The 19,284-nt window shown below is 36.8% G+C and carries 10 protein-coding genes; 5 read left to right on the top strand and 5 right to left on the bottom strand.

The genetic code is table 11. From position 1 onward, the window contains the following. Window positions 1-265 precede the first annotated feature (265 nt). Entirely contained in the window at window positions 266-1,519 is a 1,254-nt protein-coding gene (locus HNS38_RS12070) for an ROK family transcriptional regulator (protein ID WP_172281847.1), read from the bottom strand. 252 nt (window positions 1,520-1,771) lie between these two features. Here HNS38_RS12070 and HNS38_RS12065 point away from each other — a divergent pair, with 252 nt between their 5' ends. Then, window positions 1,772-3,130, top strand: a complete 1,359-nt coding sequence (locus HNS38_RS12065; RefSeq protein ID WP_172281845.1) for an NAD-dependent succinate-semialdehyde dehydrogenase — start codon at window positions 1,772-1,774, stop codon at window positions 3,128-3,130. Window positions 3,131-3,282: 152 nt separating this feature from the next. Here HNS38_RS12065 and HNS38_RS12060 read toward each other — a convergent pair whose 3' ends face one another. Next, entirely contained in the window at window positions 3,283-5,391 is a 2,109-nt protein-coding gene (locus tag HNS38_RS12060; RefSeq protein ID WP_172281843.1) for a M3 family metallopeptidase, read from the bottom strand. A gap of 182 nt (window positions 5,392-5,573) precedes the next feature. Between HNS38_RS12060 and HNS38_RS21100 the strand changes: the two genes are divergently transcribed. The 4 genes from HNS38_RS21100 (at window position 5,574) to HNS38_RS20225 (ending at window position 10,696) form a co-directional block, all read left to right on the top strand. Beyond that, entirely contained in the window at window positions 5,574-6,161 is a 588-nt protein-coding gene (locus HNS38_RS21100; RefSeq protein ID WP_172281841.1) for a PH domain-containing protein, read from the top strand. Continuing rightward, a complete protein-coding gene (locus HNS38_RS12050; protein WP_172281839.1) occupies window positions 6,154-7,635 on the top strand; it encodes a PH domain-containing protein in 1,482 nt (493 codons plus the stop codon). Before HNS38_RS21100 ends, HNS38_RS12050 begins: the two co-directional genes overlap by 8 nt. A 630-nt stretch (window positions 7,636-8,265) precedes the next feature. Continuing rightward, window positions 8,266-9,441, top strand: coding sequence for a 4Fe-4S binding protein (locus tag HNS38_RS12045; protein ID WP_172281837.1), 1,176 nt, complete (start codon window positions 8,266-8,268; stop codon window positions 9,439-9,441). Further along, window positions 9,428-10,696 (top strand): flavin reductase, encoded by a 1,269-nt coding sequence (locus tag HNS38_RS20225; protein WP_216663708.1) that lies wholly within the window; start codon window positions 9,428-9,430, stop codon window positions 10,694-10,696. Before HNS38_RS12045 ends, HNS38_RS20225 begins: the two co-directional genes overlap by 14 nt. Before the next feature lie 129 nt (window positions 10,697-10,825). Here the strand turns inward: HNS38_RS20225 and HNS38_RS12030 are convergent, their stop codons facing one another. The 3 genes from HNS38_RS12030 to HNS38_RS12020 all read right to left on the bottom strand — a co-directional run bounded on the left by HNS38_RS12030 (window position 10,826) and on the right by HNS38_RS12020 (window position 19,217). Continuing rightward, window positions 10,826-11,788: a LiaI-LiaF-like domain-containing protein gene (locus HNS38_RS12030; protein WP_172281835.1), complete on the bottom strand. Its 963-nt coding sequence runs from the start codon at window positions 11,786-11,788 to the stop codon at window positions 10,826-10,828. Next, complete coding sequence (locus HNS38_RS12025) at window positions 11,775-12,329, bottom strand: PspC domain-containing protein (protein WP_172281833.1); 555 nt, start codon at window positions 12,327-12,329, stop codon at window positions 11,775-11,777. The genes HNS38_RS12030 and HNS38_RS12025 overlap by 14 nt, the downstream gene beginning before the upstream one ends. Before the next feature lie 1,011 nt (window positions 12,330-13,340). Next, window positions 13,341-19,217: an alpha-2-macroglobulin gene (locus tag HNS38_RS12020; RefSeq protein WP_172346542.1), complete on the bottom strand. Its 5,877-nt coding sequence runs from the start codon at window positions 19,215-19,217 to the stop codon at window positions 13,341-13,343. Window positions 19,218-19,284 lie beyond the last annotated feature (67 nt).

Raw genomic sequence — 19,284 nt, 5'->3', positions numbered from 1 at the left:
TTAAATTTTGAGCAACAAATTGAAAGAGCTTTTTGCTTAAGTTAACGCTAATGCCTGAAGGGGCGCTATATGAATAGTGCGGGCGAAGCCCTTGGATATGGATACAATAAGAGTTCAGGTCGGCTACATAAAGATATAACGAAGACTATTCTGTTTGCCGACCCATAAGCATGAATTTAATTGGCTTACACCCCTTTTGTACTTTTTTTTGGAAAAATCTAGTAAAAACAAACCCAATAATTTACCAATTAAGAACAAAGAAAAATTAAAGAAACTTCATCTCCTCTACATTCTCATCAAATACCTGATTCATTACCATAGCTACAGATCCTAGTAGTTTTACTTTATCTTGAAGAAGAGAAGTCACTACTTCAGTATCTTTTTTAATATGACTGATGGTGTATTTATTCAGAGTATTTTGGATTGGATTGATGAGATATTCTTCAGCCAGTGCAACTTTACCACCTATGATAATCATTTCGGGATTGAAAATATGTACTAAACTCGCTAAGGCTTCTCCTAAGAAATTGCCCAATTTATTAATGATTTCAATGGCAAATAAGTCTCCTTTATTCACCGCCTCAATCACATCGGAAACATGAATTTCTTCCAAATCGCCATTTACTAGTTCTTTTATCAAGCTTTCCTGGCCTTTTTTAATTCCCTGCTGTGCTTGTTCTATAATGGCTCCTCCGGATGCTACTGTTTCTAAGCAACCATACTTTCCACAAGTACAAAGATTTCCATCCTTCACCACATTGATATGACCAAATTCTCCAGCCAAACCACTCTTACCGCGGTAAACAATCCCATTCAAGATCATCCCTAAACCTACTCCATCACAGATATTTAAGCATAAAACATCTTTCTTGTCTTTTGCAAAACCAAAAGCCTGTTCTCCGATAGCCATCACTCGGCTATCGCTATCGATAATGGTTGGTAATTGATAATGATTCTCAAATAATTCAACGATTGATTTACCATTGATCCTTACATCCATATAGGTTTGGCCTGTCTTGGAATTAATTAAGCCAGGAATAGAAACACCGATACCTAAGAATAAAGATCTATCAAGATTTGCCGATGCTAAAAGCTCGTCCAACCTTTTAAAAAGATCGGTGAACATTTCATTTTTATCTTTAACATTACCAAAGTAGGTGACGATTTCTGAAACGGCTTCATTATCCAGATTAAAAACACCTAATTTCACCATTCTACAATCCACATCAATACCAATGATATAGCGTGCATTAGGATTAATTCCATAGAGATTGGGTTTTCTTCCCCCGATAGATTCTCCTATCCCCATGTCTTTGATAATACCCAAATCTATCAGCTCCTGAAGTAACTTGGTAATCGTAGGCGAGCTCATCTTTGTTAAGCGAGCAATATCTGGATTTGATGTTGGCCCTAGGTGATATAAGTATTCAATGATGGCATTTTTTTGAAATATTTTCTTAAGTTCTACGTTAGATACACCATTAGTAGACACTGACTTTTCAAGTAGACTTTTATTCATTGATGGGATTTTAGCTTTTGATTTTTTCTAAAGTCGCTAAAGTAATGAAATTATTTAAGAAAGTAATTATTTTGAACATTTTCTTATTAACCAATATAGGATTTCAATATATCATTCATTAATTTGAGAGCTAAAAATCTGCTATTAAACGAATTAGAAGCCTTCAGTTTTTATTAAAAAAATCCACAAGAAACTGTAATTTTGGAAACAATTTGACCATATCTCCTTTTTTCAATTTAAAATTTTAGAAAGATGAAAAGTATTAACCCTTGCAATGGCACTTTAATAAAGGAATATCAAGAACTTAGCACAGACCAAGTAAGGCAACATATTGATAAAGTTCAAAAAGCTTGGATTTCGTGGAAAAAAACCACTTTTGAAGAGCGTTCTAAACTCATGCTTGCTTTGGCACAGGAATTGAGAAAAAACCAAGAAGAATATGCTTCTATCATTAGCTTAGAAATGGGGAAACCCATTATGGAAAGCTTGGGAGAAGTGGGAAAGTCAGCCTGGGTATGTGAGTATTACGCCAATGAAGCTGAGCAAATGTTGAAGGATGAAATACTCGAATCCGATACCAAAGAAAGCTTTGTGAGTTTTGAACCCATGGGAGTGATATTAGCGGTGATGCCTTGGAATTTCCCTTTTTGGCAAGTCTTTAGATTTGCGGCTCCAGCTTTAATGGCCGGGAATGTAGGTTTATTAAAACATGCCAGCAATGTAATGGGCTGTGCAGAAGCTATTGAAAGCTGTTTTATAAAAGCTGGATTCCCTGAGAATACTTTCAAAAATTTAGCGATTGGAAGTTCCAAAGTGGAAGCCATTATCAAAAATCCACATATTAAAGCAACTACTTTAACCGGAAGTGAATATGCGGGTAGCAAAGTGGCCGGAACATCAGGAAGTGAATTAAAAAAATCGGTTTTGGAACTGGGTGGATCTGATCCTTTTATCGTATTAGAAGATGCCAATTTGGAGGAGGCCGCTTATTGGGGTGTATTCTCTAGATTATTAAATAATGGTCAGAGTTGCATCGCCGCTAAGCGATTTATTCTTCATGAAGTTATAGCTGATCAGTTTTTAGACTTGATTCAAAAAGAGATTAAGAATTGGAAAATCGGAAACCCCATGGAGAAAGACTGCAAACTCGGCCCACTCGCCCGACCCGATTTACTCATCGACCTCGAAATACAATTAAAAGATGCTGTGGATAAAGGCGCTGAAATTATCGAAGGTGGAAAAGCCATAAGTGGACCTGGAAATTATTTTGAGCCCACCATCATCAAAAACCTGACTCCTCAGATGAACATCTATCATGAGGAAACCTTTGGCCCTGTTTTCTCCATTTATATTATAAAAAATGAGGAGGAGGCCATTATAATAGCTAATGAGAGTGCATTTGGATTAGGAGCCAGCTTGTGGACCAATGATAAAGAAAGAGGAGTGAAATTAGCCCGACGAGTGGAGAGTGGTGCGGTTTTCGTTAACGGAATGACCAAGTCCGATCCTCGTCTACCTTTCGGTGGAATAAAAAAATCTGGTTTCGGTAGAGAGCTGTCCCATTATGGCATTAAGGAATTTCTGAATATTAAGACTATCTGGGTGGGGTGAGATTGATTGCTTCTAATCAAAAACCAAACGAAAGCGGATATTCTGACCAAACCTATCTGTCCAGCTCGGTAAAAATAGAAGAAAAAAAGGAAGAAACACATCAGTGCTTCTTCCTTTTATTGATTTTACCGAATGATATCTAAAAACCTATATTACTTTGAAGATAAACCTCTACTTTTAAGTAAAGGCTCAATAACGGCTTCTCGTCCACGGAAATTGATATACATTTCCAATGGATCGACTAAACCATTAGGCTCTAAAATGTTTTCGCGGAAAGATTTTGCTGTTTCCTTATCAAATAAACTAGTTTCAACAAAAGCTTCAAAAGCATCGTTGTCTAAAACACCCGACCATAAATAACTATAATAGCCTGCAGAATATCCTCCAACAATATGAGAGAAATAAGTGGTTCGGTAACGAGGAGCTATTTCAGGTATGAGTTTTCGTTCTGCAAAGAATTCATTCTCAAAGGCTCTAACATCAATATCTTGCTCTTCAGTTAGAGAATGGTATTCCATATCGATAAGTGCAGCTGCAACAAATTCAACAGTGATAAATCCTTGATTAAAAAGGCTTGCATTTTGTATCTTCTCTACCAACTCATTGGGAATGGTCTCTCCAGTTTCGTAATGTTTAGCATATACCTTTAAAACTTCTGGATGCATTGCCCAATGTTCCATAAGTTGAGAAGGCAATTCGGTGAAATCGCGAGCCCTATAAGTTGATTGATATCTCACATTGGAAAACAATCCGTCTAAAGCATGACCAAATTCATGGAATACAGTTGTTACATCATCAATACTAAACAAAGAAGGTGCATCTCCTACTGGAGCAGGTGCATTGGTTACAAAAGTAATTACTGGAGTAATTTTTTCGCCATCAACAATTTTAAAGCTTCTATATGCACCACACCAAGCACCACCACGCTTACTTGGTCTTGCATAAAAGTCTTGGTATAAAACGCCGATATGGGTTCCATCTGCTTCTTTTACTTCATAGGCAAAAGCATCTGGATGTGGTTTTGGAATGTCTTGAATTTCGGTAAAAGTAATCCCGTATAATTGTTCAGCCACATAGAAAATAGCATTTTGCACATTCTCGCGAGAGAAATAAGGACGAATCTGGCTGTCTTCGAAAGCATATTTATCAGCGCGTACTTTTTCAGCATAATACCACCAGTCTGAAGCTTCCAATTTAAAGTTTCCGCCTTCAGCATCGATAATGGCTTGCATATCTTCGATTTCCTTTTTAGCCAATTCTAATGAAGGCCACCATAGTTGGTCTAATAAATCATAAACACGCTCGGATGTTTTAGCCATGCGTGTAGATAGAATCAAGTCGGCATGACTTTCAAAACCTAAAATCTTAGCTTTTTTCACTCTTAGGTTGGTGATTTGAGCAGAGATTGCCTTATTGTCTCTTTCGTTATCATTATCACCACGCATGGTGTAAGCCGTATAAATCTGACGCCTTAAGTCGCGGTTAGTAGCATAAGTAAGGAAAGGATACATACTTGATCTTTGGGTCGTAAACACCCACTTACCTTCTAAACCCACACGATTGGCTTCCTGTGCACCAGCAGCTTTAACACTTTCTGGCAAGCCATCTAAATCTTTTTCATCTTCAATAATAAGTTGATAGGCATTGGTCTCACCCATTAGGTTTTGACCAAACTGTACTGCCAAACTAGAAAGCTTTGTATTGATTTCGGAGAGCTTTGCTTTTTCTTCGGCAGGAAGATTAGCACCGTTTCTTACAAAACCACCGTACATATTCTCTAGCATATATAATTGATCTGGATCTAATTTTAAGCTTTCTCTTTGCTCATATACCACTTTAATACGCTCAAATAATTCTTGATTGAACCTAATCTCATTACCATGAGCCGAACGTAAAGGAGAAAGCTCCTTAGCTAAACTCTGTAATTCTGGTGTAGTATTGGCTCCATTTAAACCACCAAATACCGAACTTACTCTGCTTAAAAAAGCACCTGTTTTTGAATAAGCCACTATGGTATTCTCAAAAGTTGGTGCATCAGGATTACTCACAATAGCCTCAACTTCTGCTTTTTCCAATTTCATTCCTTCTAAAAAGGCGGGCATATAATGCTCTGCTTCAATTTTATCGAATGGAGGAACCTCAAAAGGAGTCTCGAATTCCGAAAAGAAGGGATTGTCGCTGTTGGTCGTTTGCTGTTTTTCTGTATTGCAAGAAGCTAGACCTAAGCTGACAACGAAGAATAACATGATAATTTTTTTCATAAAAATATTTTTAAAATGGCTAAATGATTTTGCGCGATAAAAATAGGTCTTTTTAAGCTTCTGTTCTTAATAAGAATAGGTTTTGTTGGTCACAGATAATATTTGCCTAAATTTACCAATCCCAACGATGATGTTATAGACATTATACTGGGAAGCAATTATATAAATGTGCCTGATGGGTGGTGGACCAAATTTTAATAAATACCATCCTCAAAATAGGTTCTAATAATCCAATGAATATGCATGCAAACGAAGAATTCTCAAATCAAGTGATATTACCAGATCTACTCGCTCCAATAGAAGTTCAAGAATTTGAAGCTCTGGAAAAGAAGTATAAACTTATCAACCAAATAGGCGCTGCCATTATATTATTTATAGCACTGACTATCTTTTTCCTGAGTATCCAATTCTCAACTGGTGATATCCCAATCTTAGTATCAATGGGCATACCTTCTGTCTTTGTATTGATATTTATTTTGAGATTTGTCCTCGTCATTCTCGGTTTTCCCAAAAAAGGATATTTGCTTCGAGAACAAGATATATCATTCCGTAGAGGACTTCTGATTTACAAACTAACCACCATTCCATTTAATCGAATACAACATGTAGAAGTGAGTCAGAATATGATGGAAAAGAGCTTTGGTTTGTCGAGGGTTAAAGTATTTACAGCTGGAGGTAGTGTGAGCGATCTTTCTATCCCTGGGCTATTGCCAGATAAAGCCCTTCAAATAGAATCCTTTCTCTTATCAAAAGTAAACCAGCATGACTAAGCCTGATTTAACAAAACCCACTCGACAAGAACCTCGAGGATTTTTAGCGGTTTTCGCTTTTGAACTTCAAGCTAAATTACGAGCCTACTGGCCTATGCTCATCCTTATCTTTGCTCAGAAGCATCGACTACCAGAATCTATAACTATTCCTATGGTCATAGGGATTATTATCCTATTAATACTTGTTCACTCCATTCTTTTTTACCTGAATTTCTACTTTTTTATTGATGAGAATCAGTTTATTCTTAAAAAAGGATACCTCCGCAAGAAAGTACTTTCTATACCATTGGATCGTATACAGAGCGTGAACACAAATCAGAATCTCTTACAGCGGCTACTAAATGTACATTCCCTTGAGGTAGAAACCGCAGGCTCAGTAGGAAAAGAATTAAAGATATATTCCTTAAGTGGAGCTTATACCGAGCATTTAACTGAATTCTTGCAATCACATAAGGAAAAAGCAAATGAAAAAGATTCTGAATCCATTTCTAATGACAATGAAGAAAAAGAAATTCTAAAACTAAGTCCCTTAGATTTATTGCGAATAGGCATCAGCCAAAACCATCTGAAAACAGGATTAATTATTCTTGTTTTTACTTCTCAAATAGTAGATCAGATTCAAGATTTATTCAAAGAAGAAACCGATGCTTATTCTGATTCTTTTCAAAGCATTATAGCGAACTCAAGTATCTTGTTTTTTGCTGGATTAACTATTATTGCTCTACTCGCCTCCGTCCTCGCTACACTTCTATACACCGTCATCAAATATTACGATTTTAGATTGGTCAAGCATCAAGAAAGTTATAAAATTACTACTGGTTTAATTGATAAGCGTAAGGTTTTACTTCCATTCAATAAAATACAGCAACTCAACTGGGAAACCGGCCCCATAAAAAAGATATTTGGTATTTTTAGAATTAGCTTTAAACAAGCGGTAAGTAAACAGACCAAGCAAAAACAAGTGGCTGATGCTCCCGGTTGTCTTGAGCATCATATTTCAAGTATTAGAGGTGAATTATTTAAGGATGATTTGCCTGACCATAGCGAAAAGATTTATTCACATCCCAGATACTTTAATTTGCTATGGCTTCAAAGAGGAGTAATTCCTGCCATAGCCCCAAGCGTATTCTATTTTCATGAACCTTTATTGCTCATTGCTGGAGTTGCATGGTTAATTATATCTGGGCTATACTGCCGGATGATGGTCAGGAAAAGCTATTTTCAGTTTAATAAAACGCAATTGATTGTGGGCAAAGGAGCCATTAATACCGAGTGGCAACAAGCAGAATCTTTTAAAACACAATCTGTTGATTTCAGGCAATCCTTCTTTCAAAAAAGAAGGGGCTTGGCCACCTTAAGGGTAAATAATGCTTCAGGACAAATGAATATCCCCTATATTTCCGAAGATATGGCACATCAACTGATGAACTATCTTCTTTATCATGTGGAGACTTCTCGGGAAAAATGGATGTAATACCAATTGTATTATTATTGAGCCTTTTGTGAAATATGAAATTTCAATAACTTGTTCTGAAATTGTGTCGGATTTAATGCCGATAAGCCATCCCGATTTTTTGGGACAGAATTAAAGAGGTTTCATAAGAAATTCGAAATAAAGCCTGTCTGCTGCCAAGGCTGGCTTGCCTAACTGCCAGGTAGACTCATTTCAATTCATTATAGGGATAAATAAAACCAGTTCGGATAAAAACTCAATGCTTAAGAAAGCAATAAAAGAAAAATTTGATGGCATAACTATCTTATTTATAACGATCATATCGTAAATCTGCTCTAGCTTGGAGTAAGAGGATACACTATCCTTCAATCGTAATAAACTATTGTATGAATGTCCAATTTCAATGCCCAGAAGAAATTGCATTCCATCGTCTATTAAAAGTACTTATCTAATTTCGAAGTGGAATGACCTCATCTGGTGAGCCTATAAGGAAGCTGGATTTTTCGTGTAGAAATGCTTCTTTTTGAGCTTTTTATTGCTAAATAAAAAAGCGATTTTGATTAATTAAAAACCCCCATAACTTGTAAGGTATCCCAGAGATATTCGATTACCTTTGCTTTTTTTTACAAATATCAGATAAGGCATATCTAAATGAGAATATCAAAATATCAACTTTCAGAGACCATATATCTTTACACGCTTGTGCTTATTCTCCTTGCAGCTATAGCCTATAGTGGTGGCCGAAGGCATCTTTTCACTAAATCAAATATAGAGGTCGTTGTTACCTTAGAATCGGTACAAAACATCTTCCCAGAGGCAAATTCTTTTCTAAAATCCAATAGTAATATAATAGAAGTTAGGTCAGGAGAAATAGAGATAGGAAAAGCATTGGTTTCTTCTGATTATGTGACAGATAATATAGGTTATGGAGGGCTCGTGCCGATACTCATAGGTCTTGATGATAAATATAATGTAAAGGGGATAAGCTTGCTAAATAGCGGAGAGACGGTTGATTATTTAGCCTATGTTACTCGTGGTGACTTTTTACAACAATGGAATAATTTATCGCTTCGTGAGGTGAAAGAGCAAAGTGTAGATGGGGCTACTGGTGCTACAATGAGCAGCAATGCTATTATTAAAGGAATGAAAGGAACAGCGGCAGTATTTTATAATTCGCCAATAGATAGTTGGGAAAAACAGCCAATTTTAAGCACGATAAAAGATGTGTTATTTTTGGTTGTTGTCTTGCTATCGCTAGCGTTTGCATTTGGAAAGGCTCATAAGAAACTACGCCCTTACTATTTGGTTTTGGTAGTTATAGTGGTTGGAATTGTACTGAACAAAACCCTTTCGATATTTTTATTATACAGTTGGTTATTAAACGGAATTCCGTGGGTGCTTAACTGGCAATCGGTAATGCTATTTGTTTTAGCCATAGGCATATCATTTTTAGGAAAGCGAAAGTATTATTGCAACTACCTCTGCCCAATGGGAGCATTGCAAGAATTGGTAAATAAGGTTTCGCCATTTAAAAAAAAGATATTGCCAAAATCGTGGAAAAACTTATCGATAAGAGAGGCGTATCTATTCTTTATTGCAGCTATACTATTGTTTGGTTTTTCACCTCAATTAAATCATTTTGAACCTTTTATGATGTTTTCGTTCAGAATAGCAAGCTATGGTTTCTTTATAGCTGGAGGTTTAATTGTTATTTTATCTCTTTTCTTTAACAAACCTTATTGCACAGTCTGCCCAACAGGATGTTTCATGGATACTATTTCATATAAAAAACAAGCTCTTAAAAATACAGAAGATGGAAAAAAGTAAAATTTTAAATATTGGCTTAGCTTTTATCGTATTGGTATTGGTTGTTATGTTAACGCAAAAAGAAGAAACGACGCGTTTGATATCGTTGCCTGCACAGTTAACTTCAGGTTTTGCGGAGAATGATTCGACTGTAAATAATTTTGAAAAAAAATCGTTGGGCATAATATCCGCCTTGTATCCTAAACCAGCATTAGTTATTGGATCATATGATCAGGATGGGAAGCCTAATATGATGACTGCAGCATGGGTGAGTATTGCCAATTCGCAGCCGCTTAGCATTGCTGTATCTATGCGTCCAGCTACCTATTCATATCACAACCTTACCAATAAGAAGTTTTTTACGGTGAATATTCCAACTGAAGAATTAACAAAATATGTTTCTTATGTAGGGAAATATTCAGGAAAGGATATGGATAAGTTCAAAGAAACTGGGCTTACACCTGTAAGAGGAGAATTTGTTGATGCACCCTATATTAAAGAATTTCCTATAGTGATTGAGTGTGAACTAACGGAATATCATGATTTGGGCTCTCATAGACAATTCATAGGAAAAGTAATTGATGTAAAGGCTGACAAAGCTGTATTGGGGGCAAATGGTACTATTGATATGAATCTGCTAAAACCAATTATCTATGCCAATGGCGGCTATTATGGAGCAGGTAATTTTATAGGTATGCAGAGTGATATGTTTGAGCAGGTGGACGGGAAACCTTTTATTCCGTCAGTAAAAAGGACATATGCCAACGAAACATTGAAGACCATTCATAATAGAAAAAGTGTTAGACACTTTACTAATGACACTGTCTCTAAAGCCCAGTTGGAGCTTCTAGTAAGAGCGGGCATGGCTGCTCCTTCAGCAGTCAATCGTCAATCGTGGGCTTTTTATGTCGTTACAGACAAAGCCACACTAAAGAGACTCAGTGAGAAATTGCCCTATGGTAAAATGTTAGCACAGGCCCAAGCAGCTATTGTAGTATGTGGTGATATGGACAAAGCAGGCAAGCTCAAAGACAAAGACTATTGGGTGCATGATTGTGCTGCAGCATCAGAAAACATCCTATTGGCAGCAGAGAGTATTGGCCTAGGAGCTGTATGGACAGCAGCATTTCCCTATGATGATAGAACAATAGCAGTGGTAAAAGAGCTGAATCTACCCGAGAATCACATTCCCCTCAATGTCATTCCCATAGGTTATCCAACAGGAGAAGACCAAGCAAAAGACAAGTGGAAATTAGAAAATCTAATTTGGAAATAACACCCAAAAAACATCCAAATTGCCGATATAAACTATTTTGACTAAACCCTAAAAAAAAAGAGCCAATACACCACAAAGGTGAATCTGCTCTTTTCCATTATCTCCTATTAGCGTCTTAGGCTAAGGGTTTTACTTTGAATATCTACCTACTTTTAATTTTGAAATAGCAGCATCGATATCTATTCTTACTTTTTGCTCGCTTGCTTCATAGTTTGAAGTCACATAATCACCATTCCCATTTTTTTGGAAGTTATCTAATTCCATATCTACTAAAAAGGATTCTGATTCTATCAAGCAACCTGCTTCTTGTGGAATATCGACTCTTATGGAAGCTGCACCTGCATCTATCTTGATAAAGGTATCTTCTTGTAGATCTCCAATTTTTACTTTTATTGCAGAGGCTCCACCATCGATATCCAATTTGCTCACTCTAAATTTTCTGAAATCGGCTCTAAAATCTGCTGCTCCAATATCTAAGTCTAAATCCCATTCTACTTTTGGGTTTAATTTAATAGAGGCTCTATTTCTATTGGTGCCATTTCTTATCACGCCATCCTCTAAGTCGATATTAATTTCAGCGGTATTCCCGTTCATTACCATATTGCTGGTATATGGGCCAATATTGCTATAGGCATCAAAGTCTATGATGTGATCATCCGTAGCTTCATCTATTCTAAATTTTCCAGCAGCTATGTCCATATTCAGCTTGGCATTAGTGATATTGGAGGTTGAATCTTCGTCGAATTTGAAATTGTAATAAGTATCATCATCGTCATCATAATCCTCGTCATCATCATTTCCATAATTCATATGAACATTTTTATCGAATTTATTGATGATGTGATCTTGCCACCAAAATGTTTTATCACTTGTAGAAGCATAAACCAAAGCAAATACCGCAATCAACAATCCCCCAACTGTTTTATACATCGGTTTCATTGGTAAAATACTAATTCCCCACAACACTAATAAAAGAGGCCATAGTCCAACTAAAGCAGAGAAACTAAAGTTGATTAAATCCATGTTATCTAGAATAAAGAGTCCGCCAACGGCTACTAAAAGGACTCCCCAAAATATATTACGATTTTCCATCTTGATCAGTTTCTTGTTTCTTATTATTATAATTCACTTTAATGATAGCCAATCCAGCAATAATTAAAGCTGCAGGCCATAGGTATTCCCAGCTCAGCCAAGGAAAGAAATCATCAGCTAGAAAGAACATTCCTATCATTATCAATAGGGCGCCTCCAATTAGGTTTCCATTTTTCCTTCTTTTTAGCACTTCTGGGTCCAGAGACTTACTTTTATCTTTTGCACCAAAAAAGTCTTCTTTAGCTCCCTTAGATTCAGCACCAAAAGGCTCTGCTTTGGGTTCTTGAGCATTGTCATTTGCTTCTGTTTTTTCATTGGCACTTGTGGATTTGTTTTCGAAAAAATCGTAATCGATTTCCGCCTTGGGAATGAATATCCACATTAGAAGATATATTAAAACACCGCCACCTCCTGTAAAGGTCAATACGATAAATAATATCCTGAAAATCACCGGGTCGGTTCCGAAATACTCTCCCAAACCTCCGGAAACGCCTCCTATAACTGAGTCTTTTAGACTTCTCCTTAATTTCTTTGTTTCCATGTTGTTTAATTTTGTCTTTTTGACGGCATTTTTAAATAGAGGTTACAGTATTAGGTGATTAGAATTGAATTTTTAGTCTGATGGCTGTGTTTTCTGGTATTTCGTGGATATATAATGATTTCTGAAACCCCAATTAAACCTTGAATTCATAAACTTGGAACATTCGCTAGTTCCACGCAAATATATACCCAAAGGCCGCATAAGAAAATAGAGTAAATTGAATCTTGAGCCCCACCTAAAGTTTACCTGGCTAGTCAACCGACAGAGGAGGCTGGATTTCAAGCATCTTGCCTTTGAACCTGGAATTCATAAACTTGGATAAACTTAAGGGATCAAAGCCTTGAGTATAGCGAAAGGATTGAGGCCCTGATTTGCTTATTGGTAAGTCAAAAACACTTATTTACCAAACAATAGGCTTGGTCATATCGAAACTCAGGGCAGACTTATACTTTAGGTTCATGATTTAGAATCGACATATATTTTAATAAAGAGAAAATCTAACCACGGATTCCGCTAACCGAAGCGAAGCGAGCTCACTGAAAGTAATTTTCACAGATTATTTTAAATTTGTGTTAATCCGCGGATAAAATAAAAGTATGCGTTTGCCCTGTATCGAAACTGTCATTCTTTATTAACAAACCAACAGAAGGCTGTAAGCTCGGACGATGCTTCACCAATGCATCATTCAATATGAAATAATTATCCAGATCCAGGGACGCGATGCTTTACAACTATAGTTCGCCTAAAATCCTGAATACTAAAACAACTGTTTGCCCTCTCCTTTGCATACTTGGTGTAAACCTCTCTTTGCGGTCTTGGCGTGGGGTCTTCTAAGACCATAATCCCAAGAAAACAAAAAACTATCACTCTAAATACTCCGGGCTTTTTTTGACTATCTAGTTTCAGGGACGCTATCCTTTACAAGGCTATCATCCCTTAGCTATGCCTGACGAAAAAAAATCTAAAAAAATGCTCCAAACCAATAACTTTAAATTCTTTAGGCACTTTAATTTACTTTATTACTTCTACAAAACCACCCTCACTATGCCCGCCAAACTCCGGTGCATAGATAGACTGTACCTCTGCTGGGCCTAGATTGAGCTTTCCGCTAATAGTGGCATTTAATTCGTATTCTATCACAAATTTACCTTTGGGTAGGTGATAGATAAAATAGTCGGTGGCCACATCGCCAGGAGCTTGATAATAGGAAATAGAACCTTGCCAATGATAACCAGACAGTGGATTCTGATTTTCGAAGCCTGCGGGTAAATAATCGCGCAAGTGCACAAAATCCATAGCCTGCTTATTATTTAAAATCATGCGAACTACAATTCTGTCGCCCAATTCTATTTTGGCTCCATCTTCTAATGCTAATAGCTCGTTTTTCCCATCTTCTGTCTTGGCTACAAACACTTGCTTTTGCAATTCCACACCACCTTCATGGGCATCAATTTCCGACATCTTTTCGAAATACTGATCGTAGAAAGCTCCGAAAATCATTCCCTTACCTTCTTTTCTGATTTCAAATCCTTCTAGTGCTTTTGGAATCTCGTTTCCTCTCCAGGTGATTTTGAAATATCCAGTTCCGGCATTTCCATCTATCAGTTGTTCTTCACCATTTATTATAAGGTATACTTTTGGACTATTCGACAAAGCAGTACTTCCGTTTAGCATAGCGAAACAGGCCTGTGCAGTGGCTTTATTATCACCCCAATCGTTGGCACGCTTTTGCTGCAATAACCAAAGTTTCATGCCTTCTATCCATTGATCATCAGTCTTAGCTAAGCTAAATAGCGAAATCATCTCTGCTTGTTTTCTCACCGACTCGTAACGCTGGAAGTCTCTCCAATAGATTCCTCCATTTTCATCAGTCAAGGATATATCTTTAAGAGCGGCCATTAATTCATTAGCCTCCTCAAAACGACCATTATACCATAATATACGAGCCAATCCCATTTTCTGAGATAATGATTTCTGATGTTTCTTTTCCGTCATCTTATTGAGGAAATAATCGAATGCAATTTGCTTTTCTTTTAATGGATAAGACTCTATGAAATAAGCTCTAGCTGAAACCAAACCATGGGCAGAATATCCTGTTTTTTTATTCAAAGCTTTCTGATAATTGATTTCAATTTCATCATCTAAATACTTCACTAAGTTCTTAATCAGATTTTTTATGGCATATTCTTTTTCAGGATTAATAATCCCTGCTTCTAAAAGCTGACCAAGCCCAGCAGAAATTTCAGCCGAGATATAAGTACTTGTTGGCATTCCATCTATCCAAGAAAAACCACCATTCGACTTTTGCAGTTCTTGAAGCTTCATTAATGCAGACTCCAATTGATAATTCAAATTGTTCTCATCGAATAATCTAGCTATTTCTCTTTTTCTGAGGCTTTGGTTTTCGGCATTGAACACCCATGGAGTTTCTTCTATCATTACCTTTTTCAGCTCTGGGTTTTGGAATAATTCCGATTCTAATTCCTCTGGCGAAAGTTGTTGCCATTGCTTAAATACTTCTTGAATCTCAGGATTCGTTTTTACAATATCCGAAGCCATGGCATGGATAAAATAATAATTAAACCAAGACAAAGCATTGGGCTTTTGAGGCAAGGCATAATTGGGTAAAGCCTGAACCACATACCATAATGGGTTTGTGGTGATTTCTAGAGTCAATTCATCCTGATTTGGTCTTTCCACCTCTCTCAAAGATAGCTCCTCTGGCGTGATACTATTTTGTGTAGAAAGACAGAAAGGATAAGTATCAGTCAGGAAATGAAGCTGACTGAGTACTGGAAGAATATGCTCTTCACCATCGCTATGCGCTGGGCCTTGAGCCAATACCCTGATGATAACTGCACCTATTTCTTCTGGAACTAGAATACTCCAACTGACCTCTGCTTGTCCTTTTGCAGAAATACTCAAACTCTGCTCACTTACTTGTCCACTCACCAACATATTCAGTGGCTCTTTGGTAGCCGCATCTAAAATTTCTAACTCTGCATTTATAACTTGTTCCTCCTCTAAAAGATTTAAAATCTTAGTACTTAATGTCATTTGATCACCACCTCTTAAAAAGCGAGGAAGATTGGGCATCACCATTAATTCTTTCTGAGTCACTACTTCCTGAGTAAAATGACCTATTTCCATATCTTGAGTCGTTGCCATCACCATCAATTTCCATCTTGTTAAAGCTTCAGGGCTGACAAAATTTAATGAAACCTGTCCCGCCATATCTGTCTTTAATTGAGGATAGAAGAATGCCGTTTCCTCCAGGTTTTTTCTTGGTGTGACAGGTTTGGGTTCTGTTTTTGGGTTTTCTGGTTCTTCTTCAATTACCATATTTGTTATTGCCACGCTTCTAGGTTGTTCTGGAATTGCTTCTGAATCCATGTCAGCTTCCGCCTTCATACCATCCATCATTGGCATGGCACCTGCACCAGCCATTTTCGAATACATAATCCTGTTATTACGAGAAGAATTAGTGAAAGCCAGTTCTAAAGGACTAGGATTAGAAAATGAAGGATAGGATGGTGAATCATATCTATTTCTAGTTTCGGAGAAATAGCTACCTAAAGAACTCCAATTAAACGGATTATTCTTAGGGTGATAGGGCCATAAAGTCCAATTATTCTCCTGAAAAACATCTAAAGAAGCATCATACATGGCCGCTAAAACTTCGGCATCCACTTGCGCTCCATCTCTATTTCTGATTTTGAGCTTCCAATGCTCTTTAGTTCCAGGTTCCATGGGGCTTCTAAAGGTGATTAATTCCACTTTTAATTCTTTATTATCGAAAGGAATGCTGATGTTTTGAGAAACATCGTGAACTTGATTATTAGCCACAAAGAAAAGCTGTAAGCTCAAACCTCCTCTATAATTCTCTGTAATAGGAATACTTATATGATTCAATCCTTTAGAAACTTTATACCAAGAAGAAGTAATCATTTCGGAACCTGAGCTTAACTGATAATAGTATTGAGGATTCTTTACAGAAGACCCAAAGCTAAAATGCAATGTATCTCCAACTTTTGCATTTTGGTGATTCATTATATGGAAGAACTCTTCGGCTGAAGCCAATTTATTCTCTTTGGAAGAGAATATTTTAAAGGACGCCGTATCTTTCACTTCTATTCCATTTTTATCTACCGTACTTAAAGTCATTTTATAACTGCCAATTGGTAAAGACTGGAAAATGCTTTTAGGTATGATGGAATCTATTTCTGTTTGCAGGGTTTTCTCTAGAACTGTAGCTTCAATTTTCAAAGGAGCACGTTTTTGAGCAAATACAAAATCTTTATAATCCTTTTTCAACTTTTCAGGAGAAATGAGGAGGGTATCCACATTCACTTTCACTAAACGACTAAGTTTTTCCTTCGTAATCAGCTTTTCCAACTTAAAGTGGATTTGGCTATTGAGTTTTTTGCCATTTGGGGTTTCAGCCTTCACTTCCACATCTTTGGGATGTTCCAAATCCATCACCTCAGGTAAATTAGTGGAGATGAGTATGGATTGTTTACCCAGTCGGATATCCATACTAGCAGTATGAGTTTCACCACTTTCATCACTTACTTCTGCTGTGATTTGATAATTAAACCAAGGCAAGAACTCTATATCATAAGGAGCAAGCGCCAAGAAACTGATTTCAAATTCGCCTTGTTCATTGGTTGAAACTTCACCAGCGCTAATATCTAAATCCTCAATTTGCGGCCAAAAACCCCAGCGCCAAGGCATAAATACTGCACGACTGATTCTATACTTCACTTTTGCATTCTGAACACCAATACCAGCAAAATACGTTGCATTTCCCGACAAACTCACCTGATCGTTCAACTGAAATTCTACGCTTGGGCTTTCTAAATTCACTTCAAATTTAGGACGTTTATATTCCTCCATTTTAAAACTTACACTCCCCTTTCCATCAGAAATTCTCATATTTCCAGTTAATCCAGAAAGTGGTAAAACAAAACTACCTGCAACAGAACCAAATTCATTGGAAGTCACATTTATAGTTTGAATGACTTTGCCATTGGTGCTATATAACTTCACCTCTTTGCTTAGCTTAGCAATAGGCTCCACATCGTTTTTCTTTTGATTGGTGAAGATTCCCTTAAAATACACTTTTTGACCTGGCCGATAGATGGCTCGGTCTGTGAAATAGTAATGTTTTTCATTGGTTCTATCCGTTTCATGATATTCTCTTACATATACATTTCCACTTTTCCATTCGTCTTGTCCTTTGGATATTATAAAGGTGATTTGCTTTCCATTCACATTCATATATTGGAAAGTTCCATCTTTTCCAGATGTGATAGTCTCTTCTAGTTTAGATAGATTGGTTCGTGTAGAATACTCCCATTGAGAAGAGTAAACTTCAACTTTTGCTTTATCTATTGGTTTTCCTGTTTCCCTATCTACTATCAAGAAATGCCCATCGTTTCCCCTACTGATGAGTTGTAACCCGGTCACCCAGAACTCCCCCATTCGAAGTTGGTCTTTTTCCAGATTAAAATCGGGACCCGTACTAGCAATAATAGCATAATGCCCCACTCCCAATTGAGGGAGTTCGAATAATGCTTTCTTCGCAGAAAGGTAGTTTTGAACAGTCAGAGCATAGTCAAATTCTGCTATCAATGGGGAATTCAAATATTTCGATATCTGATCTTCACCTCTGCTATTTCTTTCTATAATTTCGTCCTCAGATAATTGAATAATTTTAAACCAAGCCTGAGTCATATTTTGAAACGAAATAGTAGAAAATGCAGCTTGATTTGGAAGAATAACCCCATCCATAGAAATATTCAATTCTTTGGCTTGAAGACTAGTCAATACGCCTTTAAAATATTTGGAGTTCCTGTCTACCTCAATCATGGCTTGACAAATGGCCTCAGCTTTTCTTAAATCATATTCATTACCGGTATTCCATTTATACTGGTTTATCAATTCCTCAGCTAAAAATTCACTTCCTGCTTGTCCTTTATAATTCTCAAAAACATTGTTTAGCGTTTTTAATAAAAGGGATTCTTTATCATCAATTTGCCCATTGCTCTTTAGATATGCTATTCGCTGTGATTCTGCATATAGAAATGCATTTGGTGTTTTATTGCCTTGATGTTTTTTAATCAGTTTTTGAAATAATTGAATGGTTTTTACTTTAGCGCTTTTGGCTTCAAAATCATTAAATATCACATTTACAAACTGACTGTCATCTCCAAAAAGCATCACCTGATTCAAAATCACCAAATCCTCTTGAGCTGAGTTAGAAAACTCAGAGGCGGAATAAAAAGCGATGGCTTTCCAAGCCACAAAGTCAAATAGTGTGGGGAAGGTTTTGAAATCCTTTTCTTGATCCAGAAAAATCTCTTTCCAAGGTTCTGATGGTGACTTCATCAATAAACCTTCTTCGGCTAATGCTGCAGAAATCAATTTCTCTTTTTCCTCTCTAAAATTCTCCTGACTCCAAGCTTCTAGGTCTTTTGCCACTCGTCCACTCACATGCAAACGCCCACGAATATCCCATTGGTTTCGCTGATAATATTGCTGATACAAATCGCTTAAGGCGATGGATAAGAGTGCTTTCTCAATTCCATTACTAGCAGATAGAATCTCCTTAATTTCTCCAATTGATTTCTTTAGGGCCTCCTCTTCATAGGCTTGACGGAAATTACTTTTATAAATCAAGCTCTTGATTAGCTGTACAGAATTATCCTCTTTTTGAGCTTGAATAAATATGATCTGACATTGCTCTAATGCTTGAGCAGACAAGCCTTTTTTCTCTAAATCATTAATTTGTTTCCAACTTTTTTCAAAATCAAAAGTTTGAGCCATCATTGTATTTCCAATAAGAATACTTAGGCCTATGAATAGAATTTTCAGTGATTTCATCATGCGGATATTTATTTGAAAGGTGAAATTACAATTTTGATGCCAAAAAAATAAAATAAAAAAAATGCCC

The sequence above is a fragment of the Lentimicrobium sp. L6 genome (assembly GCF_013166655.1).
Classification (GTDB): Bacteria; Bacteroidota; Bacteroidia; order Bacteroidales; family UBA12170; genus UBA12170.
This window is presented reverse-complemented; position numbering and strand designations above follow the sequence as displayed.